Below are 24,885 nucleotides of genomic sequence, written 5' to 3'. Positions count from 1 at the left end.
CCGGGGATCACGCCTCGACGCGGCCCACGAGTTCGCGAATCGCCTCGGCCAGCGGTTGCGCCAAGCCAATGCCGTTGCTGGGGTGGGCAATGCTGTCGGTGGTGACGATCCGCAGCGCACCCGCCGCCAGCAGTTGCGCATGCGCATCGCCGGCAAACACCGCATGGATGGCCACGCAGGTCGCCGGTGACAAGCCCAGACGGTGCAACTGGCCCAGGGTTTCGATCACGGTGCGGCCAGAGGAAACGATGTCATCCACGATGACGGGGTTGCGCCCGCGGGCCGCAGCGGCATCGGGCAGACTGACGCTCACGTCGCGGTCGCCACGGCGCTGCTTTTCCAGCACCTGGTAGGGCGCACCGGCGCGCGTGGCGATGCCACGCACCCATTGCTCGCTTTCGCTGTCCGGCCCGATGAGGATCGGCCGCTCGACCTCGCGCCGGATCCAGTCGGCCACCGCCGGGGCCGCCGCCACGACGCGACTGGGGATGTCATACACCTCATCCAATGCATGGATGCGGTGCAGGTGCGGATCCACGGTGACCAGCCAGTCGAAACTTTCGCTGATGAAGCGCGCGAACAGGGGCGCGCTGACCGCTTCCCCGGCATGGAAACGCTTGTCCTGGCGCATGTAGGCGAGGTAGGGCGCCACCAGACCCACCGAGCGCGCACCGAACTCGCGCGCGGTATCCGCGGCGAAGCGCAGTGCCAACGCCATGGCGTCCGGATCATGCAGGCTGGCGACGATGGCCACGTCGGCATCGGCCAGCGCGTCATCGAGGGTGACCAGCGACTCGCCATCCGGGAAGCGCCGCCAATCCAGGCGCCCCACGCGAACGTCGGAAGGATGATCCGAGCCGGAAGCGGGCATGCGCAGCGCATCCACCATCTGCGCGGCCAACGTGCGCTGGGCCGGGAAGGGCAGCAGGACCAGGCTCATGTCGGGTCCTCACGAAGATCGAAGATGGTCGGGCACGCCTGCGTGTAGTCGAGTGCGTATTCCAGTTGACCTTTGGATTGCGCATGCACGGTGAACATCGGCTCACCGGCACTGATCCGGTCACCGATCCGCCACCGCGACACCAGCCCCGCGGCGGGCGAAACCGGTGCGCCCGCCAGCTTGGCCACTTTGGACAAGCGGCGGTTGTCGATGGCCATGACCGTGCCGTTGCGCGGCGCAAGCACATCCGCGCGATGGCGGGCGAACTTCGGCTCGGTGAAGCCGCCCTGCGCGTCGCAGATGGCCATGAACTTGGCCAGTGCCTGGCCGGACGCCAGCGACTGCTCGGCCAAGCCCCGGCCGCGCCCGATCACGTTGCCCGGCACCAGGTCCAGCAGGTCACCGGCCAGCGCGATGGAGCGCTCGCGCAGGTCAGCCGGGGCGTCGGGGTCGCCGCGCAGGACGCTCAACACATCCGCAGCTTCCAGCGCCGGACCGATGCCGTACCCGACGGGCTGGCGGCCATCGGAGCGGTTGACCGCCACGCGCAGGCCCAAGGCCGCGGCAGTGCCGGCCAGGCGCCCGGTCAGCGAATCGGCCGCGGCAGCGGAGCGCACCTTGGCCGTGGGGCCCACCGGCATGTCGATCAGCACGTGGTTGGAGCCGGCGGCGACCTTCTTGGACAGGATGCTGGCGACCAGCTGGCCATCACTGTCGAAGTCCAGCGGCCGCTCCACCCGGATGAGCACGTCATCGGCCGGGCTGAGGCGGACGTTGCCGCCCCACACCACGCAGCCCCCCTCGCGCTCGACCACGTAACGCATCGCGTCCAGGTCCAGTTCCACCGGCGCCATGACTTCCATGGTGTCGGCCGTCCCCGCCGGCGAGGTGATGGCGCGCGAGGAGGTCTTGGGAATGCGGTAGCCCAGTGACGCCACGATGGCGACGATAATGGGCGTGGTGCGATTGCCGGGCAGGCCGCCGACGCAATGCTTGTCCAGCACCGGGCCTTCGCCCCAGTCGAGCGTATCGCCCACGGCGACCATCGCGCGGGTCAGGGCGGTGGTCTCACCGTGGTCCAGGCGCTCGCCGGCGCAGGCGGTCACGAAGGCCGCCAGTTCGATATCGGACAGGCGATTGTGCACCGTGTCCTGCATCAAGGCCAGGTAATCGGCCTCCTCCAGGCGCTGGCCGAACACCTTGGCGCGCAGCGCCCCGGCCGAGCGCGGCGGTTCAGGATGGTAGAAGGTGGCGATTGCATCCGGCTCAGGCTGGATGGCGCTCCACGCGGCTTCCGACAGGGCCACCGCGTCGGCCGGCAACAGGTCGCTGACCACCACGTTCAGGGTGGCGATCAGTTCGCGATGGTCGATGCGCATGCTCACCCGGGTCAGGGCGGCGAAACCCTCGGACCGGCAGACTTCGCAGTCGCGGTGCATGTAGACGACCGGTTGCTGGTAGGTATCAATGCCGGCGCGGATGACCCGCAGCCCGGTACGGTCGGCTTCTCTGTTCAATGGACGCGCCTCGGGAGGATGGTTGTAATTGAAACAGAAACTGTTTATTGACACGCCAAATTTTGGCGTGGTATCAGATGAATCGTATCCCCGGGGATCAATTTCGGACTCATGGCTTGGTCTGCGCTCGCGCTGCGGTGCCTGCTGATCGTGGCGTTCTGCCTCGATGGCGGGTTGTCGCTGTGGAAAGCCAGCGCCATGGCCGTCCGGATGGCCGAGACGGCGCCTGTAGTGGCGGCCTCCGACCCTGCGGCACATCATGGCGACGGCCAACCGCAGGCAGCGTCCGGGGCATGCGAGACGGAAGGGACGTTCCTCCTGCCCGATGGCGACCATGACGACTGCGATTGCCAGAGCATGGATGGTTGCAAGTGCCCCTGTACGTTCGCGGTGAAACTCATCGTGTACAAAATATTGCCGGCCTTGCCACAACGCCTTTCCATGCGTTCCGCCGCACCTTTGCGGGTGGCCGTGGCCCGGACGCAAACGTCCGCGGTATTCCGACCCCCTATCGGGTGATCTGACCGCCACCGCCGGTGGCCCATCCAGAAGCTGCACGCCGCCACGACGACCTGCCGGGTCTGTTGGTCATGGCTTGGCAGCGCTACTGCCAGATCACTCGTTCTCTCCAGGGGATTCACATGTACATGCGTAACCATCTTGCGCTGGCTGTTGCCGCGCTGTTGTCGGCTGGCGTTTCGACCCACGCCTTGGCGCAGGAGGGCGCCAGCGCCAAGGCGGATGCCACCAACCTCGACACCGTCACCGTCACGGGCAGCCACATCAAGCGCGCCGCGATCTCCGGCGTCGGGCCGGTTACCGTGATCGACACCGAGACCATCGAGCGCTCGGGCGCGATTTCGGTGGAAACCCTGCTGCAGCGCATGCCGGCCTCCGCCGGTTTTGCCGGCAACCAGACCAACGCCTATTGGGCAGACAACGGCTACGGCACCACCCAGGTCAACCTGCGCGGCCTTGGTATCAACCGCACACTGGTGCTGCTCAATGGCCGGCGTGTGGTCAACGGTGGTACCGGTGCCAACAGTTCGGTCGACCTGAACATCATCCCCGTGGCGCTGATTGAGCGCATCGAAGTGCTGAAGGATGGCGCATCCGCCATCTACGGTGCCGATGCAGTGGCCGGCGTGGTCAACATCATCACCAAGAAGAATTTCGAAGGTGCGCAGGCCTCCATCCGTTACGGCCAGACGTTCGAGCAGGACGGCGAAGAGGGTGCCGCCGACTTCGCCTGGGGTATCACCGGCGAACGCGGCTCGATCATGGCCGCGATCAACTACGCCGAGTCTGGCACGGTGAACATGGCCGACCGCGCACCGTGCGGCCTAGGCGAATCAGACGGTCAACTGGTGTGCGTGGGCAGTTCGTCCACCATCGGTGGCCGCGCGGTGCTGGCCGACGGGCGCCGGGTCAACTTCAACCAGACCCCCGGCGGCGATGGCAACTTCTACGAGACCTATTCGTCCGCCAAGCACAACTTCAACTCCAATCCGTACCTCAATGCGGTCAATCCGCTGAAGCGGATAAGCTTCAGCACGTTCGGCAACTACGCGCTGACCGGCAACGTGCGCGCATTCACCGAACTGATGTACACCAACCGCCAATCGGACCAGCTGGCCACGCCGGGCGCCATCGGCCTGTACCGGCCTATCCGGATCTCGGCGACGCACCCGACCAACCCCACCGGGCAGAACCTGACCCTGCAGCGCCGCCGTCTGCTGGAGGCGGGCGTGCGCGAGTTCTACCAGGAGGTGGACACCTTCCGCGCGGTGCTGGGCCTGGACGGACAGATCGGTGACGGTTGGGATTGGGGCGTGGCCGTCAACTGGGGGCGCAACACCGGCATCGACGGCTCAACCAATGTGGCCAACCTGGACCGCGTGGACCAGACGCTGAACACGGCGGTGTGCAGCAATGCACCGGGCGCCGCGATTCCCTGCGGCGACTACCTGGGCTACGGCGACCTCACCCCGGCGGTGCTGGACTACATCATGTTCACCACCCGCGACAACGGCGGCAACGACCAGAAGAGCTTCACCGCCAACGTGAGCGGCCAGCTGTTCGAACTGCCGGTCGGCTGGGTGGGCATGGCGACGGGCGTGGAGGTGCGCAAGGAGCGCGGCTGGCGCGATCCGGACCAGTTGACCGTGCTGGGCATCGCCAACGGCAACCAGCAGGACCCGATCGCGGGCGAGTACACCGCCAAGGAAGCGTTCGTCGAAGTCGCTGTCCCGCTGCTGCAGGACAGCGTGATGGCCGACTCGCTGACGTTGAACGGTGCGGTGCGCTACTCCGACTATGACCTGTTCGGTGACGACACCAACTACAAGGTGGGCCTGGACTGGCAGGTGGTGCCGTCGCTCAAGGTGCGCGCCAACTACGCCACCGCCTTCCGCATTCCCAACGTCCCGGAGCTGTTCGGCGGCGTGTCCGAGGGCAACCTGACCACGACCGACCCCTGCAACGGATGGAGCAGCCAGCCATCGTCGTCCACCATCTACCAGAACTGCCAGGCCGATGGCGTGCCCGTGGGCTACACCCAGCTGGGCAACACGGTGCTGACCACGGTGGGCGGCAACCAGAAGCTGAAGCCGGAAGACGCGGAAACCACCACGGTGGGTGTGGTGTGGACACCGGCCTTCGCCGATGGCCTGACCCTGACGCTGGACTACTTCAACATCAAGATCGACAACGCCATCCAGCGCATCGACGGTTCGACCAAGTTGGCGGTGTGCTACAACAGGCCGGGATTGGCGCACCAGTTCTGCAGCGCCGACAACTTCACCCGCAACGCGCTCACGGGCGAGATCGACTTCCTGTCGGCGCAGCCTGTCAACGCCGCCAATGAACGCGTGTCCGGCGTGGACCTGGGCGCGCTGTACCAGTTCGGCCTGGTCGGCTGGGACAGCACCCTGAGCTGGGACGTGTCGTACCTGAAGAACTACGACGTCCGTCCTTTCGACGGTGCCGATCAGATCCACTACGCCGGCATGATCACCGGCGGCCGCGGCAGTTTCACCCATTGGCGCTCGTTCGCCTCGCTGACGATGGCACGAGGCCCGTGGTCGGGCAGCTACAGCGTGCAGTACATCGGCAAGGCTGACGACATCAACGCATCTGCGGGTGACATCGGCGACCATGCCCCGAGCCTGAGCTACCACAACGCCCAGGTGAAGTACGCCTTCGGCGAGGTGGCCGACGTTGCCTTCGGCATCGACAACCTGTGGGACAAGCAGGCGCCGTTCATCCAGAGCTGGACGGACGCCAACACCGACACGATGACCTACGACTTGCTGGGTCGCCGCTGGAACGTGAAGCTCACCTATCGCTGGTGATCGCTGCATGCCACGTCTCCCGGGCACATAGCCCGGGAGACGTGGTCGCCTGCCATTTCTTTCAGGTAGTACCTTGATGAAACCCGCGTTCTGGGCCCGCAAGGCCCACAAATGGATCGGCCTGGTCATTGGCGTCCAGGCGTTGCTGTGGATGATCAGCGGCCTGTACATGACCGTGATATCGATCGATGTCATCCACGGCGACCATCTTGCCCATGGCGCGACCAGGCCACTGCCCGCGTCCGCCAGCTATCTCACACCGGCGCAGTTGTCCGCCGGCCACCCGGGGCTGACCGGCTTCCGCCTGAAGCATCTGCTCGAACGACCGGTATACGAGGTCAAGGCGGCGGGGCAGGTCATGCTGGTCGATGCGAAGACCGGCGAACCGCTGTCCCCCCTGGACGAGCAGGATGCGCGTCGCATTGCCGAATCGCTGTACCAGGGCGAGGCGCGCCTGGTCTCGATCTCCTTGCTCGCGAAGGCGCCGCAGGAAGTGGCCAGCCGTCCCGTGCCGATGTGGCAGGCCAAGTTCGACGACCGTGGTGGCACCACGCTGTATGTGTCACCCACGACCGGCGAACTGCTCGCCAAACGGCATGACCTGTGGCGCTGGTTCGACTTTCTCTGGATGTTCCACATCATGGATTACGAGGCGCGCGAGGACGTGAACAACACGCTGCTGCGCTTCGCGGCCGCCGTTGGCTTCGTGTTCGCACTGAGCGGTGCATGGCTGCTGTTCTACAGCTTCAGGCGCGGAGGCAAGGCATGACTCCCTGGCTGCGCAGGTTGCATAAATGGGTGGGACTGGTCATCGCAGTGCAGTTCGTGCTGTGGCTGGGCAGCGGCATGGTCATGAGCCTGCTGGACCACGACACCGTGCAGGGCCACATCCATCGCGCGCACACCGCCGAGGCAACGCCCGTCTGGCCTGTCACCGCAGTGGAACCGTCGCGGGTGATCGCCGGGGCCGGACGCGGGGTCCAGTCCATGGAGTCGTTCCACCTCGACGGCCGCCCGGTGTACCGGCTGACCGACAAGGCTGACGTCTGGCTGGTCGATGCGCTGTCCGGAACACCGGTGACGGTTGACCGAAACGTGGCCCTCTCGGTGGCCCGCAAGGACTACACGGGGCCCGGGCAACTCGGCACGCCGGTGCTGCAGCCGGCCGCCGACCTTGAGGCCCGCGAACACGCCGGGGCGATCTGGCGCATTCCGTTCTCCGACGAGGACGCCACCACCCTGTACGTATCGGCCCGTGATGGTCGCGTGCTGGAGAGGCGCAACGATGCGTGGCGCCTGTTCGACGTGGTGTGGATGTTGCACATCATGGACTACAGCGGCCGGCAGAATTTCAACAACCCGCTGGTCGTGACCATGGCCGTGGGCGGCGTGTGGATGGCATTGACCGGGATCTGGCTGTTGTTCGCCAGCTTCCGCCTCGGCGAGTTCATCCCTTCATGGTGGCGACCGCGGCGCGGGCTGAGCGTTTACGCGCCTGACGGCAGCCTGTTGCGCTCGGTGGAGGCGCATGCGGGCGACAACGTTTACGTGGCTCTGGCCCGTAACGGCCTGCAGTTGCCGTCCAATTGTGGCGGCGGGCAAAGTTGCGGACTGTGCGAGGTGAGATTCCGCGGATCGGCACCCGCGCCCACCAGCGCTGACCGTGCGCACCTCGGCGAGAGCAAGCTGAAACAGGGCTATCGACTGGCCTGCAACCTTCCCGTGGACGCGAACCTGGCGGTGGAGGTGCCCGGCGGTGCGGCACTGTGGACCGAGCACGTCGGCACCGTGGAGCGCGTCACGGCCATCACGCCGTTCCTGCGGGAGATCGTGATCCGGCCACGCAAGGCCATGGGACTGGCGATTCCACCAGGCGCCTACGTGCAGGTCCACGTTCCCGGATACCGGTTCGGTCGCGACGACCTGCACCATCCGGAACATCATCGCGATGACTGGCAGGCGCTCGATCTGCCGGACAGTTTCGCCTCGCGAGAACCCGTTCGTCGCAGCTACTCGCTGGCGATGCCGGTCGAATCGGCCAACGGCGCCATTACCCTGCTGGCGAGGTTCAGTCCCGGTCGCCAGGATCGCAAACGCCATCCGCCTGGCAAGGGTTCGTCGTACCTGTACTCGCTGAAGGCGGGCGACGCGATTCGTTTCAGCGGCCCCTTCGGCGACTTCCATCTCAAGCCCGGACACGCTGAGAAGGTATTCATCGGCGGTGGGGCAGGGATGGCGCCGCTGCGTGCGATGATCCATCAGCTGCTGGAGCAGGGAGCGTCGGAGCGCATCCACTTCTGGTACGGTGCCCGCAATCTGCGGGATGCGCCGTACCTGGACGAAATGGCCGCGCTTGCCCGTCGCCACACCAACTTCAGCTGGCACCTGGTGCTGTCCGAGGAGGCGGAGCATGCGGCGGGACTGGTCAAAGGGCTGGTGCACGAAGCCACGCACGAGGTCCTGCTGAAGGACCACCCGGACCTGCAGGCCTGTGAGTTCTACCTGTGTGGACCACCGGCGATGCTGGCGGCGACCCGCCAGATGCTGGCAAAACTCGGCATCCCCGAAGATCGCATCGCGTTCGACGATTTCAAGATCTGAATGGCCTCTCAGGCATCAGGAATCACGTCCTCGTCTGTTCGTGGGGCGGATAGCCACCACACACCTTCAAACCAGGAGTAATCAATGTCGTTCGCAACCCGGAAAACCCTGGCCGTCCTCGGTGCAGGCACGGGTGTTGTGGTTCTGGCCGCTGTCGGCTTCGTCTGGTCCGGCGTCTACGACATTGGCGCCGACGAGCCGCACTGGCCGGCTACGCATGCGCTGCTGGAAACTTTCCGGCAGCGCTCCATCGACGTCCGGGCCGGCAAACTGCAAGTGCCGTCGGACCTGGCCAACCCCGATCGTGTCCGCCAAGGCGCGGGCAACTACGCCGCAATGTGCGCGGGCTGCCATCTTTCGCCCGGGGTAGATGCAACCGAGATGAGCAAGGGGCTCTATCCATCGCCACCGGACCTGACAAAGCAGGCCGTGGACGAGGGCCGCGCCTTCTGGGCCATCAAGCACGGCATCAAGGCATCGGGCATGCCCGCGTGGGGCAAGAGCATGGACGATGAGTACATCTGGAACATGGCGGCCTTCATCCAGGAACTGCCCAAGCTGGATGCCGCCAGTTACCAGACCCTGGTCGACAGCAGTGGTGGGCACTCGCACGGAGGCGGTGAGGCCAGGCCGCATGAGCACGGAGACAGCGAGACCGCGCCACACGAACACCATGAGGAGATGCCCCGGGAACACCATGACCAAGGCGATGCCGACCACCATGCCGATGCGCCCACGCCCATGTCGCATAGCCATCCGCCGGGCACTCCACCACACCAGGATGCCCCCGAGGTGCCACCAGACCCGAGGTCAACACCTTCCGCATCACCCACGCCAACCGCGCCCGAATCGCACGACGAACCACACGACCACCACCCCCCGTTCTGAACCCGGAGGATCCTGAAGATGAACTCCGCATGCCTGAGTGCAGTGCCACGCAACGCGTGATGGCAAGATGATGGCGTTGCTGAGCACCGAAACCATGGTCCTGAAGAAAGGCGCCCCGGGCTGGCGCATCGTTCACATTCACTGCTCATCGCGGCCCAGGAAGTGAATCGAATCTGACCCGACTCCCGTTACTGGGCGGTGAGCCATTGACTCTGGACCATGGTCAAGGGGTATCACTGTCTCCAGCCAAACCACTTTGGGGTTCAGCCGACATACGTGTAAAAATGACTCACAGAATCTGATTTATTTTTGTAAATCATAGGGTTGGCGGATAAAAACGGTGCTTCGATTTGACCTATCTACGGCCACGGCCCTTTCCACCTGATGCCATATCGACCACCGCAGCCTGATCGGGTTTCAGCTGCGCCAATAGCTGCTCCAATGTTTCCAGGCGCACGCCGGCGCGCAAGGCATCGGCTTCGGCCTGCTCGCGACGTTCCCGTTCCTTGATCGCTTCGGCGCAAGCGCTGGTCAGTTCGGTCCGCGCTTTCTCCAGCGCTTGTGCGTCTTCAGCCCACCGCCCCTGCAACGCTTGATGCTCGGCGGCCGTCAGCCGCAAGGCATCCAGCTCCTTTTGCTGGGCCTCGATGCCGCGACGGGCTTCGGCGAGTTCCCGCTCTAGGCGCCCGTGGCGCTCTAGCCACTGGCTGTTGTCGCGATTGAGCTGCAGCAGTTCGTGGTTCTTGGCCGTCAGGGCCTCATTGGCCTGGCGTAGCGCCACCTGCAGCTCCTGTACCTGGTGCTCGTGGCGGCGCTGTTCCTGCTCGCGCTGCTCTTTCACCGAGGTCCGGTAATGCTCCAGCGCTTCCCGGGCGTGGGCATGCTTCTCTTCCAGCGATTTCGCATGGGCTTCATGCTCGGCCACACGGGCGGCCAGGCCGGCGATGCGCTCGCTGAGCTGGGCGATTTCCGTCACCCGCTCCGCCAGGGACTGCTGCGCCGAAGCGTGGGCGGTCCGTTCCTCATGCAACGCGGCCTCGGTTCGCTGCAACTGGTTGCTCAAGGCGAGCGCTTCCTGTCGAGCTTGTTCCAGCGCATCGCTGCGCTCCTGCAACTGCGCGGCAAAGCGCTGCTTTGCTTCGGCAACGATCGCCTCGGCCTCCTCGTGCAGTCGGGCCGCGAGCCGGCCGACCAAGTCCTGCAGGGCTTCGCTGACCGCGACCTTGGCGCCCAATCCTTGCCCTTCTTCCTCCTCCAGTTCCTTCAGGTAGCGGTGGATGGTGGTCTTGGAGCCGGTGTTGCCCAGCGCCACCCGCACTGCATCCACCGACGGGTGCTTGCCCTGCGCCCGCAGGGCGTCGCGGGCCTTCTGCACATCACTCTTGTACAACCCGCCACGGGCCATGGCTGCCTCCTCGGACGATTTCGTAATGTATTACGTACCACGTAATTACATAACAATCAAGCCATGGATAAATCCATATTTTGGTCTAAAGAACACACGGGATAATGTTGAATTATCCCGCCTGAGCGTCACTTGCCGGGCTCGGCTGCAGAAAATCCAGTACAGCAGAGCCGTTGATGGAGACTGAGCCAGATCGCGTTGTACTGCGAAGCGTCACATCTGTTGGTGTGCCTTGAATCGGCGTAGGAGCGAGGACTGAGGAGCCTGCAGCAACTCCCCGAGTCGACCGGACTCGACGACCTGGCCGCGTTCCAGCACGACGACACGTTCGCAGAGCTGGGCGACTTCCGCCGGATCGTGCGTCACCAGAATGACCGTGGAGCCGAGGGCTCGGCACAGCGCGGCGATCTGATCGAACAGCGCGTCTTTCGTCACCAGATCCAGTCCGGCGAACGGCTCGTCGAGCAGCAGGAATTTCGGTCGCACCGCAATGGCACGGGCGATCGCGACCCGCTGCTGTTGGCCGCCGGATAGGCGGCCTGGCCGGGCGTGTGCCAGATCAGGGATTCCGCAGCGTTCCAGTGCATCGAGCGCCTGGGCTCGAACGCGTGATCGCGCATGCCTCAAGCCCGGCAGCCCGAGCAGCACGTTGTCCAGAGCGCTCAGATTGGGCCACAGCGCCAGATCCTGGAATACCAGGCCGATGTGGCGGGAATGCGGTGGCACCAGGACGCGACCGGAGGCGGACAGGGTCCGGCCATCGAGGAGCACCTTGCCCGCCGTCGGCGCATCCAGGCCTGCAAGCAAGCGCAGCAGCGTGGTTTTGCCGCAGCCGGACGGGCCGATGATGGCGGTGTGCTGCCCAAACTTGAAATCCAGCGAGACCTCGGAGAGCGCGGCTTGGTCACCGAAGACCTTGCTGACCCCTTCGAGGCGGAACTGCGCTGGGTTCATCCCGGCCACCTGCCAAGGCCGAATCGCACCATACCCAGCACCACCATCACGGCCAGGACGTAGATCAAGCACAGCGCCGCGGTCCAGGCCTCCGGGGCATTGGCCATGACGGTGAAAATGGTCAGTGGCAGCGAGGGGTGGCCGGGCGGGTGCAGGAGCAGCACCGTGCTCACGTCGGCGCTGGCCAGCAATGCCACCAGCAGTACCGAGGCCATCGCGCCGGGCGCCAGCAAGGGGGCGGCGACGCGGCTGAGATAACGAGACAGTGGAACGCCGTGCACGGCGGCGGCTTGCGCCCAGGAGGGGGCGAATCCGCCCCAGGCCCGCAGGCCCAACAGCACCGCGAGCGGAAACAAACGCATCGCCAATGTGACGCACACTACCAGCGGGCCGCGCAGCACCGGATCGGCTGATGCGGGCGCGGATGCGGCAAGTTCGACGACGCCCAATGCGAGCAATGCGGGCGGTTGCACCAGTACGATCAACGCGAGTACCAACGTCGCGATGCGCAGGCGTGGCGTGCGCCCTGCGCAGATGGCGACGACAAAGCCCGATGCGGTGGCCAGTACGCCGGCACCTAAGGCATACAGAAGTGTATCCACGCCGGTTCGCGCCAAGGTTTCGGTCGCCATCTGCAGGCTGGCGCCCGGACGCAGCGGCAGCAACAGGCCGGTCAGCGGTGCCAGCAACCCGCCCACAACCAGCAAGGCGAGCAGTGCCGCTGCGATGCCGCCCGGCAACGGTCGCAGCACAGGCTGCAGCTGCCGGACTTGTCTGGCCAGGACTGCGTCAGCCAGGCGCGGTGTCGCCATGGCGAGTATCGGAACGGTGAGCACCACCACCACGGCCGCCAGCCAAAGACTCTGGCGTGCGGCCAGCAGGAAATCGTACTGGGACGAAAAGCTGGTGAGCAGATCGCCGGCGACGGTCCGCACGCCGAAAATCATCCCCGGTCCAGGATCGGACAGCATCAACACCGCGACCAGCACGGCCGCGAGCGACGCCGGCGGCGCCACGTGCCGGGCGGCATGCCACACCACCGCGGTCTCTCCGCCGCTGACGCGCACCGCGTCCACCTGCGAAGCGGTGAGGCTGCCGGTGGCGGCGAACGTGGTCAACGCGACGATCGGGATCGCGGCGCCGGCATGGGCGAGGACCAGCCCAGGTACACCCGCCAACAGGCCCGTCGCAGCGCCCCAATGGGATGCCAGCGCAGACCACCCGATGGCCCACAGGAACGAAGGCGCCAGGATCGGCAGCATGGCCAGCGTGAGCAGCCACGTTCGGCCTGGAAAACGATAAAGCGCCGCCATCAAACCCGTCGGCAGGCCGAGCCCCAGGGCGATAGCCCCCACGGCCAGCGCCATGCGCAGACTGCCGCCCAACGCCGATGCGAACGACGCATCGGGCCAGGCCCCGGATTCGCTCAGCAGTGCGCGGCCGAGCAACACCGTCACCACGGCGAAGACGGGCAGGAAGCAGATCGCCAGCCCCGCACTGCGCCAGTGGCCGCCCTGCTCGAGGCGCAGGGGCGAAATCATTGCAGGTTGCGATCCACCCACTGCTTGAGATAACCGCGCGAGAGCGATTCCAGCAGCGGGGCGAGCTGTGCATAGTCCACCGTCATCGGCGAGAGCTGCTCCAGCGGCACCACATGCGGCGGAACCGGCACGCCCGGCCGCACCGGCATTTGTGCTGCCTCGCTTTCGGCCAGCCGCCGTTCGGTTTCCTCGCGCAGCAGGTAGTCGATGAACTGTTTGCCGGCATCGGCGTGCGGCGCCCCCGCAATCAACACGACGCTGTTGGGGATGATCAACGTCCCCATACCCGTGGCGTCCGGGTAGACCGCACGCACGGGCTTGCCCTCGATACGGGCGACATTGAAGTCATCGGTGTCGGTAAGCCCGACCGCGCACTCACCGGTCGCCGTGCGTCGCCGCACCTCGCCGTTGGAGGACAGGAACTTTCCGCCGTTGGCGATGAACCCTTCGAAGAATTGCTTCGCGGCCGCTTCGCCGAGCACGGAGAACAATGCCGCGGCGTGCATCGAGGTGGTACCGAACAACGGATTGGCGATGCATGCCCGGTCTTTGAAGCGATCGTCCAGCAAATCCATGACCGAAGCCGGCTTGCGATCCTCGCTGACCAACTGGGTGTTGTAGATGAGCACACGCGCACGGGCGGAGAAACCAGTCCAGTGATGCTCGGGATCGGAATAGCGCGTCGGCAGCCCCGCCGCGGTGGGCGGCCGATAGGCAGCGGACACCCCTTTGCCCTTGAGGATCGCCGCGCGGACCGGATCACCGCTCCAGAACACATCGGCCACCGGCCGATCCTTCTCGGCAATGAGTCGATTAAGCAAGCCGGTGCTCTTGGTTTCTTCCGTGTCCGGGACGAGTCTGACGCGGATGCCGGTCTCCTTCTCGAACTGCTCGGCGACCGGGCGCGCGAAGATCTCGTCCACGGAGGTATAGATGACGACCTCCCCGGATTGGCGGGGCGCCTCGCTGTCTTTTGAGCAGCCGATCAGGATCCCCATCGCGGCAATGCCTGTCAGCAAAGCGGTAGTCATTCTGGTCATGTCGAGTCTCCATCACGGAAGGAACTGCAGCCCGCAGTAAGCCAGCAACTCCGGCTCACCACTGGACGATCCGCGGAAGCTGCGTCCGGCGGACAACAGCAGGTTGAGATGGTCATTGATGCCGATCTTCGTGCCGATATTGAAGACCAGCGCTTCGTCATCGAAATCCTGGCTGGCGACGCCGGCAACTTCGGCCAGCAGTTCCAGTTGGCCATGGACGCGATAGCTTGTCGCGACACCGTAAAGCCATTGATCTTCGCTTGCCTCGACGAACTCGTAACCCGCCTCCAGATACCACTCGAAAGGTCCGGCCGAGCGTGTCATCTGAACCGGCAACTTGAAGCGCATGCCCTCATCGACCAGGCCGCGCTCGTCCGATGATGTCGGGTTGTTGAACTCGAGCTGAGGATAGATCGACATGGACACACCATGACGATCCTCGTCCAGGAAGCGATGCTTGATGCCGATTTCGGAGTTGCCGAGCCCGTCCGTCGTACCGTTGTCACGGCGGTCGACCACCAGCCACGGCACCTCGAACTTGAGTTGCGTGCGCTCGCCCAGGCCATAGTTGATGTCGAGCAGCGGGGCCTCGAAGATCCGCTCATCGCGCGTCTGTTCCAGCGTGATCGGGAGGTTGATTTCCCAGCGACCGTCACCGGGTGTGCCAGGGTCATCGGTGATCAGCGGCGGCCCGGCGGCATGCCCGGACAGCGAGGCGACGAGCGCGAACGGCATCGCCGTCGCGGCGCAGCGTCGTGCTGGCACACTCCCTGTCCGCATTACTCGCGCTTGTCCAGCGATGTTGCGCTCAGGTCATCGAACTGCGTGACGGCATCGGCCTTGGTCCACAAGCCGATCTTGCCAGGAGCGGTGAAGGTCGCATCCTCGACCTCGAACAGTTTGCGGCCGTTGAGAAATACCTCGAAAACCGGGCCCTTGGCGATCACGCGCAATGTGTTCCATTGCTGATGTGGCACTTCGGCTTCGACGCCATATGCGCTGCCCTTGCCCTTGACCCCGATGTTGCTGCGCTTGCCGTTCTGCGTCTTGTAGGCCACCACGTTGTCTTCCAGGGAATTGGCACGGACGACGTAGTAGTTCCCGCGATCCTGGTAACGAAAGACGATGCCTCCCGATGCGTCCACAGTCCCGCTGAGGGTCTTGAAGCGAACGGAAATATCGGCGTCCCGGGCACTCGCATCGTCACGCACCAGATGCGGATAGCGGGCATTGGTGCGATCGTCGCTGAGCTGGACCAGGACCTGACGGCCCGAAGGGGCGTCGTCCGCTTGCTGGACGCGCCATTCGCCCGGTGCGCCCGCACCGGTCAGCGCGGCGGTAAACCCCGGCGGGACCTGCCCTACCGGCGTGCTGTCGAAATCGTACGTCAACGCCTTGTTGGATACCGGTGGCGCCGGGTCGCTGGAGGTGGGTTCCGTAGACCGGGCACACCCGCTGAACAGGGAACCGACAAGAAGTCCGGTCAGAAGGTGTCGAATGTGCATGGTGTTCCTCCCGTTTGGTTGAGCGGTGTGGTTGAGTCCGAGCCCATGAGCGTCGGCCTCACTCGATCGGGTGCGTCTCTGCGTCGTGCTCCGCGACTTCCGCCAACGAAAGCCGCTTGTCGCCGTCGAAGTCCACGTCGGCGAAGTGTTGGCTGAGCGTGTGCTCCATGGGCAGTTCCTCCAGACTGAGGTAGCCATCTTGGTTGCGATCCAGTTGGGCGAACTTGGCTCGGATATCTTCCAGGTCGCAGCGTTGCTTCAGCGTGCCCACCTCGCGCGAAGTGAGGTCAACGGTGTCCCCCAATGCGGCCAGTTCAGTGCACGTCGTTGGCGCCGGCGGTACTGGCGGCGACGCCCTTTCGTCATCCTGCAGGCCGCTGGAACGGGCTGGCAACGTGGACACGAGCACAGCGATTGCGAATACGAAGGCGACAGGCTGTCGGGCGATCTTCATTGCGATTTCTCCAGGAGCGCGTTCGGGTTCCAGGTATGGCGCTCGCCCTGGGCATGCTTGCTCCAGGCATAGAGCGCGTCGTAGACCACCATGCCGTGTCGCAGCATCTCGTGGTCGTCTTCGAACAGCTGGGACAACCCCAAGGAGATCGCCAGCAGCCCGGCCGACTGCGGCGCCAGATCCAGGCGCGCGGTGTCGGCCCCGCGCACGATTCGCGCGAGATCGGCCAGTGCCGGATCGTCCAGGGCGTATTTGTGAAGAAAGGCGTCGAAGCTGCACAGCTCGCCGACGTGACTCAACTCCACGTCCGGGACATCGTAGGGAATCGCGCTGGTGGTACGCGCCACCGAGAGCACCTCACCCGGCGGCACGAACAGGAACTCCGCCTCCGGATCGATAAAGCGACGGATCAGCCAGGGACAGGCGATCCGATCAATCTTGGGACGTTCTCGGGTTACCCATTGCACGGTACACCTCCGTTCCGGCAACAGCCGGCGTGATGTCGAAGGGCGACGCCGTTCCGTCGCCCGGCCCAACCGGTTCAGTGGCCAAGTGCCTGCGACGCCCAGCCCCACAGCGCGGCGCCCGCGATCACGGCCGGAATCAGCAGCCGCGCCTTGGAAGCGAACAGGACGCCCAGGACGATCGCGAACAGGACCAGGGCCTCCAGACCCGTCAGGCTCACGCGCAGAAGAGCCAGCGTCGTTCCCGCAATCAGGCCGACCACGCCTGCGGTCACGCCCTCCAAAAAAAGCCGCACGCGTGGCTGATGCACTATGCGTTCCAAGGCATCGTGACCCAAAAGCGTGAAGGCGAAGGCCGGCAGGAAGATGCCCACGGTCATCACCACTGCGCCCCACGGCCCGCCGCCGAGGTAGCCCACGAAGGTCGAAAAGATGATCAGCGGCGCCGGCAGCAATCCCGACAAAGCCAGGCCGTCAAGGAACTGCGCATTGCTCATCCACGCGCCCTGGGTTACGGCATCGCGCTGCAGGAATGGAATGACGGTATAGGCGCCACCGAACGTCAACAGGCCGGCCTTCAATCCGGACCAGAACAACAGCAGTAGCGGTACCGTTGCCTGCGCCACGGCCGCGCTCGGTCCATCCGCGTGACTCAGCGCGTCTAGTCCGGCCAGGCCGCCGTTGCGCACTGCGAACACGACGGTCCCGGCGGCCGCCACTCCGATCACGCCCAGCGCGGCGATGCCGAGGCGGTGGCGTGCCATCAGGTAGATGATCCCGCCCACAGCGAGGATCAGCGCGAAGTGCACACCGGCCAACTGCGCACCTGTCGCCAGGATCGCGATCGCCCAGAGCCAGCGATCGGTGACGACGTGGCCGCCGATGCGAAACACGGCGCGCACGATCAGCGCCGCCACCGCCACCTGGACCGCCGCGAAGATGGCCAGCACGCCGTCGGCCTTCAACCCGAAGCGCACGTACGCCCACGATAGCGCGAACATCAGCACGAACCCCGGGAGCATGAAGCCCAAGCCCGCCAGCACACCGCCCCAGCGGCCGCGCGACAGCATCCCGAAATACACGCACAACTCGTGCGCCTCTGGGCCCGGCAGGATCTGATAGACGGCCAGCACCCGGTTGAACTGGGCGCTGCTGATCCAGCGCTCTTGCTCCACCAATTCATGCCGGATCATGCCGATCTGGGCGACCGGGCCACCCCAGGCTAATGCGCCGAAGCGTAGGAACCGCAGGAACAGCCGCAGCCACGGTTCTTGCGGTACCACGTAGGTGGGCGCGTCGTTGGTCTCGCTCGCGGCCACAGGGTTGGTGACTGTGCTCATGGGGCTCCCGTGGTCGTTGTTTGCGTCAGGTCGTGCATCGGATCACCGCGCCGCGGATTTGACTTGGGCACTTTGGGCATCCAGCACACGGCGAAACCCTTGGGCCAGCCCGGCCGCAGGCCCCTTGCCCCAGAAGTGGACGAAATAGAACGCCGGCTGCTCGCCCACCATGTGGTTGTGCAGCGCCACGACGTGGAAGTCTGCCTGGCGCAGTGCACGCAGCACCGGCTGGACTTCGTCGGCGGTCATGATCACGTCGCCGGTGACGGCAGCAAGCCGATCCGACCCGGTGAAGGCCGCCCAGGTCGTCAGGCCCATCGATCCGCCTACCGGCCGGCCGTGCATGCGTCCCTCCCGGCCGATCGTCACCTTCACCACGTCGCCAGTGATTTCCGGTGGATGCCCGATGGCCTTGGAGATGGCAGCGGCATCAATCTTTCCCGGTGTGGGCACGGGACCGCCGAAGCCAGTGGCCGGCTGCGGGCGCTGCGCGCGCACGGCCTTGATGGCGTCCCACACCTCTTTGACGCTGCCGGCCAATCGCACCGGATCGCCGTGACCGCCGATGTGCATGAAGTACACCTTCGGAGAATCGAAGAAGAAATGGTTGTGGAGCCCGGTCACATCGAGGCCGGCCTTGAACGCTGCGTCCATCGCCGCATCGACCTCATCCTCGAAGACGACGGTGTCACCCATCAGCATCGCGTTCTCGTCCGCCGGCATGAACGCGGCCCACGAGCCGAGCCCTGCGGGCGGCGGCAGCCGCACGCCGTCGACGGTCACCGCCACATCGTCGCGGCTCCATCCGATGCGAACCACCCCGTCCGGTTGCGCTTTTGCGTCTGCGCCGCTGGCCTCGCCAATCCGGGCAGGGTCGATTTCGGCCGCGTGGACTGTGGTCCAGCCCAAAACCAAAAGCAGCGACAGCGTGGTGGCCCGCAGGGCACGGTGAGGTATGGCATTCATGGCAACTCCAGTCATCGACGAAAAGAGGAAGGGGAACTTGCGCGCGGAGCGACAGCGCCTCGATCGGACGGGCGAACGTGGGGCTAGGCAGCCGGAGGCCTGCAGCAGGCCTCCAGTCGCTGCGCCACGGTTTCCCATTGGATGTTCTGGAAGAACGCGTCCACGTACTTGGCGGCCGCGGCGCCGTAGTCCATCTGGTAGGAGTGCTCGTACATGTCCATCACCAGGATGGGCAGCGTGGCCGCCGGGCCGTGAGCGTGATCGGCCATCCAGTAGTTCTCGAGCTGGCGGGTGTGGGTGTTGAAGCCGAGTACCACCCAGCCCGAGCCGCCGCCCAGCCCGGTGCCCATCCGGCGGAATTCGGTTTCCCATGCATCGAAGCTGCCGAAGGCTTCGGCCAGGGCCTTGCGACTGCCGGCATCGGCCTGGCCGCTGCCGCCCAGGTTGTCGAAGTAGTACTCGTGCAGCACCACCGAGCCGGTGCGCAGCAGGTGCTCCCGCTTGAGTTCGTTGTAGAGGTACGGCGGCATGTCCGGTGCGGCGAGCGCCTCGGCAAGGTGCTTCTTCGTCACGGCCAGCGCCTTGACCGAGCCGCCGTAGTTGTTCTCCCAATGCGAGCGGATCAGGCGTTCGGACAATCCTTTCAGTTTGGACGGGTCGAACGGCAGCGGCTTGAGCGTGGGGGTGCTGACGGGTGCAAGTGTGGAGGTGGACATGGCGGTGGTCTCCGAAGTCGGAACGGCATGGGCGGCCTTGGCGGCTCCCAGCGCGAGGGGGGCCGCAGCGGCCAGGCTCAGAACGTGGCGGCGTTGCGTGTCGATTGGTGAAGTCATGGTCATCTCGGTGATCACCGGAGCTTGAGGAGAAAGGTGCGGCCCATGCAGTGCGCGCATTGCTGCATCGCGAGCGCGCTTCGATTGAGTGGGAGGCGATTCACGCGGTGCTCCCGTTGCTGCGGAAACTGGCCAGCAGCCCGTCGAACACGGCGCAGGCGCGTTCCAGCAACTGGTCGTCATCGGCCACGGTGTCGCGCAATCCCGCCAGAACGCTTTCCACGCCCGACGCTTCCGGCGGCGGTGCGCCGCCCACGTCGAGGTAATGCACCAGCAGGCCCACGCGTGCGATCGGGCCTTGTTCCAGGCCGAAGCTGGCGGCGAGCACCTCGAAGGTGACGCGGTGGGCGACGTGGCTGAAGGTGGCGCCGTCGAAGTCGAAGCCCAACGCCTCCGGCGGACAGTCAGCCGGGTGGGTGAGCCACAGAATGCGGGCCTCGGGATCGATGAAGCGGCGGATCAACCAAGCGCTGGCCAGCCGATCCACCCACGGACGTCGCCGCGTGGCCCACAGGCGGCCTTGGTAATCGGCGGTGCGCAGCCGCTGGATCGTACCGGCCACAAAGCGCGGCTCGTCTGGCGCCTGCAGGCGGGCACAGGCCATTTCCAGCTCGGCCAGCGTGTCCTCGACCTGCCGCCGCGCTTCGCCCGGGAAGAAGTCGATCGCAGTGATCGACTCGAAGGTCCTGCGCAACTTGCGCGAGTGCTTCAACGCCTCTGACGGCGTAGTGTCGGGCAGGCTTTCACGAAGCCGCGTGGCATCGGCCAGCAGCTCGGTGTAGTCCCGGCTGCGGTCGAACAGGGCTACGTAGGGCGCCTCGTCGGTGGCCTGGGCGGTCAGCAGATGGGTAGCACCGCCACCCCCGGTCACATCGACCGCCACCGCTTCGAGCACGGCACGGTGCTCCGCCGCCGCTGGCAGCACGTAAACACCGTCCCGCAGGGCCGCAGCACCCGCCGCCTTGAGCGAGCGCCAAGCCCGCTGGCGCACCGTGGCATTCTCGGTGGGCAAGGAAAGAACCATGATGAGCCAATTCATTGGTAGAGTATCCTACATGAATGATGTAATTACTACGTCAAAATTAAGCAAGGCAATCGCGCGTGCCGTCGGCGGAGGTCGCAGATGACAGTGGAGCGCTATCTGGAGGCCGCCAACCGCGAAAACACGCAGCGCAGCTATGCTTCGGCACTGCGACATTTCGAGGTCGAATGGGGCGGGCACCTGCCGGCCACGCCGGACAGCGTGGCCCGCTATCTGGCTGATCACGCGGGCGAACTTTCCACCAACACGCTTCGGCACCGGCTTGCGGCCCTGGCAGGCTGGCACCACGAACACGGCTTTGTCGATCCGACCCGGGCTCCGCTGGTGCGCAAGGTGCTCAAAGGCATACAGACCCTGCATCCGTCGGTAGAAAAGCAGGCCGAGCCGCTGCAACTGACCCGACTGGCACAGGTGGACGATTGGCTTGGCGCCGCGATCGCCGCCGCACGCGAGCGCGGCGATCATGCGGACGAACTGCGTCATCGCCGCGATCGCTCGCTGATCCTTCTGGGCTTCTGGCGCGGCTTCCGTGGCGACGAGTTGATCCGGGTGCAGGTCGAGCACCTGCGCCTGGTCACCGGTGAGGGGATGACCTGTTTTCTCCCGCGCAGCAAGGGCGACCGGCAGGCACAGGGCAACACGTACAAGGTGCCGGCGCTGTCGCGGCTGTGCCCCGTGACGACCACGTGGGAGTGGATCGACGCCGCCGGGCTGACCGAGGGGCCACTGTTCCGTGCTGTTGATCGCTGGGGCCACGTTGCGGACGAGGCGCTACACCCCAACAGCCTGATTCCGCTGCTGCGCCGGTTGCTGACGTGCGCTGGGCTGCCTGATGCCGACGAGTACAGCAGCCACTCGTTGCGCCGCGGCTTCGCCGGCTGGGCCAATGCCAACGGCTGGGACGTGAAGGCATTGATGGAATACGTCGGCTGGCGCGATGTGCACTCGGCGATGCGCTACATCGATGGCGGCGATCCGTTCGCCCGCCAGCGGATCGAAGCGAGCTTGCCGGGAACGCCAACGCTGCTTGGGCCTACCTGAGGATACCGAATGGCGTCGATTGAACGGACCGCATACCCGCAATTCAAGCGCAACCCCGTCGTACGCGAACTGGTTGCGGCCTACACGCCGACCGACGCCGAACTGGCCTTTGTTGCCGAGAGTACCCGGCAGCCCGCGCACCGCCTGACATTGGCGATCCTGATCAAGACCTTCCAACGGCTGGGATATTTCCCTGCGTTGGACGAAGTGCCGCCGGCAGTGGTCCGCCATATCCGCGGCGCGCTGAAACTGAGGGTGCAGGTCAAGCCGGCGGTCCTCGCCAACGCCTCGCGCTATCGCTATTACCGCCGGATCCGCCAGTTCCTGCAAGTCCGGGCTTACAGCGATGGCGGCCTGAAGATCGCGGCACGGGCGGTATACGAAGCCGCCGCAGTCATGGACAACCCGGCGGACCTCATCAACGTGGCTATCGAACAGCTCGTGCGCGATCGCGTCGAGCTGCCGGCGTTTTCCACCCTAGACCGCTTGACGCGGCGCATTCGCACGCTGGTCAACGGTCGCTATTTCGCCCAGATCGAAGCGCGGCTGACCGTCGACGAAAAGCAGCGCCTTGAAGGTCTCCTGCAGGTCGAAGAGGGGCGCAAGAAGAGCCCGCTGCACGCGATCAAGCGCCTGCCCAAGCGCGCTTCGCTGCAGCACTTCCAGGAACTGATCGACCACATCGCCGAACTGGGCGAGTTGGTCGGCAGCGAGTTGCACCTCGCTGGCATTCCGGAAATCAAGCGCAGACACTTCGCCGCAGAGGCACGGGCGCTGGATGCCTCCGAGTTGCGCAAGTTTCGTCCCGCCAAGCGCTACGCCGTACTGGTGTGCCTGATCCACCGGGCCCGCGTCCAGACCCGTGACGATCTCGCGGAGATGTTCATCAAACGCATGGGCAATATCCACAATCGCGGCCGCGAGGAGCTTGAGCGGTTGCGGGCACGCTACCGCGAGAAGACCGAAGCGATCGTGGCGACGATGTCGGACGTGGTTCGCGTCCTTGACCATCATCCCGGCGACACTGAGGCGGGCCGGGAAATCCGGCGCCTGGTCAACGCCCACGGCGGCGTGCAGACCCTCCAGGCCGACTGCAATGCCATCGCGGCGCACAGTGGTGACAACCATTTGCCGCTGCTGTGGCCGTTCTACAAGAGCCATCGTGCCACCATCCTGCGGATGGTGCGCATGCTGGATCTGGCCTCGACCACGGAGGATCGCTCGCTCATCGATGCGATCGAGCTGATCCTGACGCAGGAACGGGCCCGCGGCGATTGGCTGGATGAACCGGTCGATCTGGCGTTCACTACCCAACTCTGGCGCAAGAGCATCGTCCATCGCACCGAACAGGGCGAGGAGCGCATCCACCGGCGCCTGTTCGAGGTCTGCGTGTTCTCGTCGCTGGCCAACGAACTGAAATCGGGCGACGTGGCCGTGCGCGGATCGGAAACCTACGCCGACTACCGCGAGCAGTTGCTGCCGTGGGAGCAATGCGAGCCCATGCTGGAGGACTACTGCGGCCAGGTCGGCCTGCCGGCAACGGCCGTGGGCTTCGTCAATGCGCTGCAATCACGCCTGATGCAGGTCGCCGAGCTGACCGATCAGGGCTATCTGGAGAACGGCCAGGTCGTCATCGGCGAGGACGGTATCCCTGTGCTCAAGCGCAGCAAGGCCAAGGAGATGAGCAGCGGCGCCCGTGCCCTGGAGACCGCGATTCTCGACCGCCTGCGCGAACGCAGCGTCATCGAAATCCTGTGCGACGTGGCTCACTGGACACGCTGGACCCGACACTTCGGGCCGTTGTCCGGCTCGGACACCAAGATCGAACAGCCAACCGAACGCTACGTCCTCACCGCCTTCACCTACGGCTGCAACCTCGGGCCGGCCCAGGCCGCCCGGCACCTGCGCGGCGCCGTCTCGGCACACATGCTGTCGTTCGTCAACCGCCGGCACGTGGACGCCAACAAGCTGGCGGCGGCCTGCCGCGACATCATCAACAGCTACGCTGGCCTGCAGCTCCCCAAATTCTGGGGCGACGGCAAGAGCGCCGCCGCCGACGGCACCAAGTACGACCTCTACGACCAGAACTTGCTGGCGTCGTACCACATCCGCTATGGCGGTTACGGCGGCATCGCTTACCACCACGTCTCCGACACCTACGTGGCGTTGTTCAGCCACTTCATCCCGTGCGGCGTCTGGGAGGCGGTCTACATCATCGACGGCCTACTGAAGAACACCTCCGACATCCAGCCCGACACCGTCCATGCCGACACGCAGGGGCAGTCGCTGCCGGTGTTCGGGCTCTCGCACCTGCTGGGCATCCAGCTGATGCCGCGCATCCGCAACTGGCGCGAGTACAAGTTCTTCCGCCCGGACGAGGACATCCGCTACGAGCACATCGAGCCGTTGTTCCGCGACACGGTCGACTGGGACCTGATCGAGACCCACTGGAAGGACCTGATGCAGGTCGTGCTCTCGATCAAGACCGGCAAGATCGCGGCCTCGACGCTGCTGCGCAAACTGGGCAACTACAGCCGCAAGAACCGTCTGTACCAGGCCTTCAAGGCGCTCGGTGCGGCCGTGCGCACCTTGTTCCTGTTGCAGTACATCTCCAACCGCGAGCTGCGCGAGCAGATCACCGCCTCGACCAACAAGGTGGAGGCCTACAACGGCTTCGCGAAGTATTTCTTCTTCGGCGGGGAAGGGGTGATTGCCGACAACGACCCTGTCGAGCAGGAGAAGGCCGTCAAATACAACGATCTGGTCTCCAATGCTGTCATCTTCTACAACGTGGTCGAGCAGACCCGGATCATGAAGTCGCTGATACGACAGGGGTGGAAGATCACCCGGGAGGACGTGGCTTCGCTCAGCCCGTACGTGACCAGCCACGTGAAGCGGTTCGGCGACTACCTGATCGATGTAGAGGCGATTCCGGAACCGTATGAGATCGAACTGGCGTTGGCGGCATAGTCTTGGCGCCAGAAAATATTCTCTAACCAGC

At 65.3% G+C, this 24,885-nt stretch carries 19 protein-coding genes and 2 pseudogenes; 7 read left to right on the top strand and 14 right to left on the bottom strand.

The features are described from left to right. Window positions 1-7 precede the first annotated feature (7 nt). Together IP93_RS07055 and IP93_RS07050 are read right to left on the bottom strand one after the other, a co-directional pair. Entirely contained in the window at window positions 8-940 is a 933-nt protein-coding gene (locus IP93_RS07055) for a ribose-phosphate diphosphokinase (RefSeq protein WP_144813755.1), read from the bottom strand. Continuing rightward, window positions 937-2,457, bottom strand: a complete 1,521-nt coding sequence (locus IP93_RS07050; protein WP_199747142.1) for a thymidine phosphorylase family protein — start codon at window positions 2,455-2,457, stop codon at window positions 937-939. The genes IP93_RS07055 and IP93_RS07050 overlap by 4 nt, the downstream gene beginning before the upstream one ends. 111 nt (window positions 2,458-2,568) lie before the next feature. Here IP93_RS07050 and IP93_RS16075 point away from each other — a divergent pair, with 111 nt between their 5' ends. The 5 genes and pseudogenes from IP93_RS16075 to IP93_RS07025 all read left to right on the top strand — a co-directional run bounded on the left by IP93_RS16075 (window position 2,569) and on the right by IP93_RS07025 (window position 9,299). Continuing rightward, window positions 2,569-2,976 carry a CopL family metal-binding regulatory protein gene (locus tag IP93_RS16075; RefSeq protein ID WP_144813753.1) on the top strand — a complete coding sequence of 136 codons (408 nt, stop codon included), beginning with the start codon at window positions 2,569-2,571 and terminating at the stop codon, window positions 2,974-2,976. Between the two features lie 122 nt (window positions 2,977-3,098). Next, window positions 3,099-5,687: pseudogene (locus IP93_RS07040) on the top strand (TonB-dependent receptor plug domain-containing protein); the annotation flags it as partial. A 199-nt stretch (window positions 5,688-5,886) separates the two neighbouring features. Further along, window positions 5,887-6,579, top strand: a complete 693-nt coding sequence (locus IP93_RS07035; RefSeq protein WP_144813751.1) for a PepSY domain-containing protein — start codon at window positions 5,887-5,889, stop codon at window positions 6,577-6,579. Beyond that, on the top strand, window positions 6,576-8,411 hold the full coding sequence (locus tag IP93_RS07030) for an NADH:ubiquinone reductase (Na(+)-transporting) subunit F (protein ID WP_158636294.1): 1,836 nt from the start codon (window positions 6,576-6,578) through the stop codon (window positions 8,409-8,411). Before IP93_RS07035 ends, IP93_RS07030 begins: the two co-directional genes overlap by 4 nt. Before the next feature lie 84 nt (window positions 8,412-8,495). Continuing rightward, complete coding sequence (locus tag IP93_RS07025) at window positions 8,496-9,299, top strand: c-type cytochrome (RefSeq protein WP_144813748.1); 804 nt, start codon at window positions 8,496-8,498, stop codon at window positions 9,297-9,299. A gap of 355 nt (window positions 9,300-9,654) precedes the next feature. Here IP93_RS07025 and IP93_RS07020 read toward each other — a convergent pair whose 3' ends face one another. From IP93_RS07020 to IP93_RS06970, 12 genes are all read right to left on the bottom strand, one after another. After that, window positions 9,655-10,704, bottom strand: a complete 1,050-nt coding sequence (locus tag IP93_RS07020) for a DNA-binding protein (protein ID WP_100322983.1) — start codon at window positions 10,702-10,704, stop codon at window positions 9,655-9,657. Window positions 10,705-10,917: 213 nt separating this feature from the next. Continuing rightward, window positions 10,918-11,658, bottom strand: a complete 741-nt coding sequence (locus IP93_RS07015) for an ABC transporter ATP-binding protein (protein WP_144813744.1) — start codon at window positions 11,656-11,658, stop codon at window positions 10,918-10,920. Further along, complete coding sequence (locus IP93_RS07010) at window positions 11,655-13,199, bottom strand: ABC transporter permease (RefSeq protein WP_144813742.1); 1,545 nt, start codon at window positions 13,197-13,199, stop codon at window positions 11,655-11,657. The genes IP93_RS07015 and IP93_RS07010 overlap by 4 nt, the downstream gene beginning before the upstream one ends. Continuing rightward, window positions 13,196-14,239, bottom strand: a complete 1,044-nt coding sequence (locus IP93_RS07005; RefSeq protein WP_199747138.1) for an extracellular solute-binding protein — start codon at window positions 14,237-14,239, stop codon at window positions 13,196-13,198. Before IP93_RS07005 ends, IP93_RS07010 begins: the two co-directional genes overlap by 4 nt. Before the next feature lie 12 nt (window positions 14,240-14,251). Then, window positions 14,252-15,004, bottom strand: a complete 753-nt coding sequence (locus tag IP93_RS07000; protein ID WP_144813740.1) for a hypothetical protein — start codon at window positions 15,002-15,004, stop codon at window positions 14,252-14,254. Between the two features lie 14 nt (window positions 15,005-15,018). Continuing rightward, window positions 15,019-15,744: a 3-keto-alpha-glucoside-1,2-lyase-like domain-containing protein gene (locus IP93_RS06995; RefSeq protein ID WP_158636293.1), complete on the bottom strand. Its 726-nt coding sequence runs from the start codon at window positions 15,742-15,744 to the stop codon at window positions 15,019-15,021. Window positions 15,745-15,802: 58 nt separating this feature from the next. Continuing rightward, window positions 15,803-16,198 (bottom strand): EF-hand domain-containing protein, encoded by a 396-nt coding sequence (locus IP93_RS15610; protein ID WP_158636292.1) that lies wholly within the window; start codon window positions 16,196-16,198, stop codon window positions 15,803-15,805. Then, on the bottom strand, window positions 16,195-16,665 hold the full coding sequence (locus IP93_RS06990) for a chromate resistance protein ChrB domain-containing protein (protein ID WP_144813734.1): 471 nt from the start codon (window positions 16,663-16,665) through the stop codon (window positions 16,195-16,197). The genes IP93_RS15610 and IP93_RS06990 overlap by 4 nt, the downstream gene beginning before the upstream one ends. 74 nt (window positions 16,666-16,739) lie before the next feature. Next, a complete protein-coding gene (gene chrA, locus IP93_RS06985) occupies window positions 16,740-18,002 on the bottom strand; it encodes a chromate efflux transporter (RefSeq protein WP_144813732.1) in 1,263 nt (420 codons plus the stop codon). A 42-nt stretch (window positions 18,003-18,044) separates the two neighbouring features. Further along, window positions 18,045-18,968: a DUF1259 domain-containing protein gene (locus IP93_RS06980; RefSeq protein WP_242006789.1), complete on the bottom strand. Its 924-nt coding sequence runs from the start codon at window positions 18,966-18,968 to the stop codon at window positions 18,045-18,047. A gap of 83 nt (window positions 18,969-19,051) precedes the next feature. Continuing rightward, on the bottom strand, window positions 19,052-19,801 hold the full coding sequence (locus IP93_RS06975) for a superoxide dismutase (protein WP_199747137.1): 750 nt from the start codon (window positions 19,799-19,801) through the stop codon (window positions 19,052-19,054). Between the two features lie 100 nt (window positions 19,802-19,901). Then, the gene (locus tag IP93_RS06970) at window positions 19,902-20,840 is read right to left on the bottom strand and encodes a chromate resistance protein ChrB domain-containing protein (RefSeq protein ID WP_031269114.1); all 939 of its coding nucleotides are present in this window, start codon (window positions 20,838-20,840) and stop codon (window positions 19,902-19,904) included. A gap of 84 nt (window positions 20,841-20,924) precedes the next feature. On the opposite strand from IP93_RS06970, the pseudogene IP93_RS06965 reads away from it, so the two are divergent. Both IP93_RS06965 and IP93_RS06960 read left to right on the top strand, forming a co-directional pair. Next, window positions 20,925-21,878: pseudogene (locus IP93_RS06965) on the top strand (site-specific integrase); the annotation flags it as partial. Between the two features lie 15 nt (window positions 21,879-21,893). Beyond that, window positions 21,894-24,854: a Tn3 family transposase gene (locus IP93_RS06960; protein WP_021201841.1), complete on the top strand. Its 2,961-nt coding sequence runs from the start codon at window positions 21,894-21,896 to the stop codon at window positions 24,852-24,854. Window positions 24,855-24,885 lie beyond the last annotated feature (31 nt).

Source organism: Aerolutibacter ruishenii (genome assembly GCF_007830115.1).
Lineage (GTDB): Bacteria > Pseudomonadota > Gammaproteobacteria > Xanthomonadales > Xanthomonadaceae > Aerolutibacter > Aerolutibacter ruishenii.
This window is presented reverse-complemented; position numbering and strand designations above follow the sequence as displayed.

Bases quoted from the DNA above. Each gene is read 5' to 3' on its own strand.
- IP93_RS07055 (WP_144813755.1), bottom strand. From the start codon at position 940: ATGAGCCTGGTCCTGCTGCCCTTCCCGGCCCAGCGCACGTTGGCCGCG.
- IP93_RS16075 (WP_144813753.1), top strand. From the start codon at position 2,569: ATGGCTTGGTCTGCGCTCGCGCTGCGGTGCCTGCTGATCGTGGCGTTC.
- IP93_RS07035 (WP_144813751.1), top strand. From the start codon at position 5,887: ATGAAACCCGCGTTCTGGGCCCGCAAGGCCCACAAATGGATCGGCCTG.
- IP93_RS07030 (WP_158636294.1), top strand. From the start codon at position 6,576: ATGACTCCCTGGCTGCGCAGGTTGCATAAATGGGTGGGACTGGTCATC.
- IP93_RS07025 (WP_144813748.1), top strand. From the start codon at position 8,496: ATGTCGTTCGCAACCCGGAAAACCCTGGCCGTCCTCGGTGCAGGCACG.
- IP93_RS07020 (WP_100322983.1), bottom strand. From the start codon at position 10,704: ATGGCCCGTGGCGGGTTGTACAAGAGTGATGTGCAGAAGGCCCGCGAC.
- IP93_RS07015 (WP_144813744.1), bottom strand. From the start codon at position 11,658: ATGAACCCAGCGCAGTTCCGCCTCGAAGGGGTCAGCAAGGTCTTCGGT.
- IP93_RS07010 (WP_144813742.1), bottom strand. From the start codon at position 13,199: ATGATTTCGCCCCTGCGCCTCGAGCAGGGCGGCCACTGGCGCAGTGCG.
- IP93_RS07005 (WP_199747138.1), bottom strand. From the start codon at position 14,239: ATGACCAGAATGACTACCGCTTTGCTGACAGGCATTGCCGCGATGGGG.
- IP93_RS06995 (WP_158636293.1), bottom strand. From the start codon at position 15,744: ATGCACATTCGACACCTTCTGACCGGACTTCTTGTCGGTTCCCTGTTC.
- IP93_RS15610 (WP_158636292.1), bottom strand. From the start codon at position 16,198: ATGAAGATCGCCCGACAGCCTGTCGCCTTCGTATTCGCAATCGCTGTG.
- chrA (WP_144813732.1), bottom strand. From the start codon at position 18,002: ATGAGCACAGTCACCAACCCTGTGGCCGCGAGCGAGACCAACGACGCG.
- IP93_RS06980 (WP_242006789.1), bottom strand. From the start codon at position 18,968: ATGAATGCCATACCTCACCGTGCCCTGCGGGCCACCACGCTGTCGCTG.
- IP93_RS06975 (WP_199747137.1), bottom strand. From the start codon at position 19,801: ATGACTTCACCAATCGACACGCAACGCCGCCACGTTCTGAGCCTGGCC.
- IP93_RS06970 (WP_031269114.1), bottom strand. From the start codon at position 20,840: ATGAATTGGCTCATCATGGTTCTTTCCTTGCCCACCGAGAATGCCACG.
- IP93_RS06960 (WP_021201841.1), top strand. From the start codon at position 21,894: ATGGCGTCGATTGAACGGACCGCATACCCGCAATTCAAGCGCAACCCC.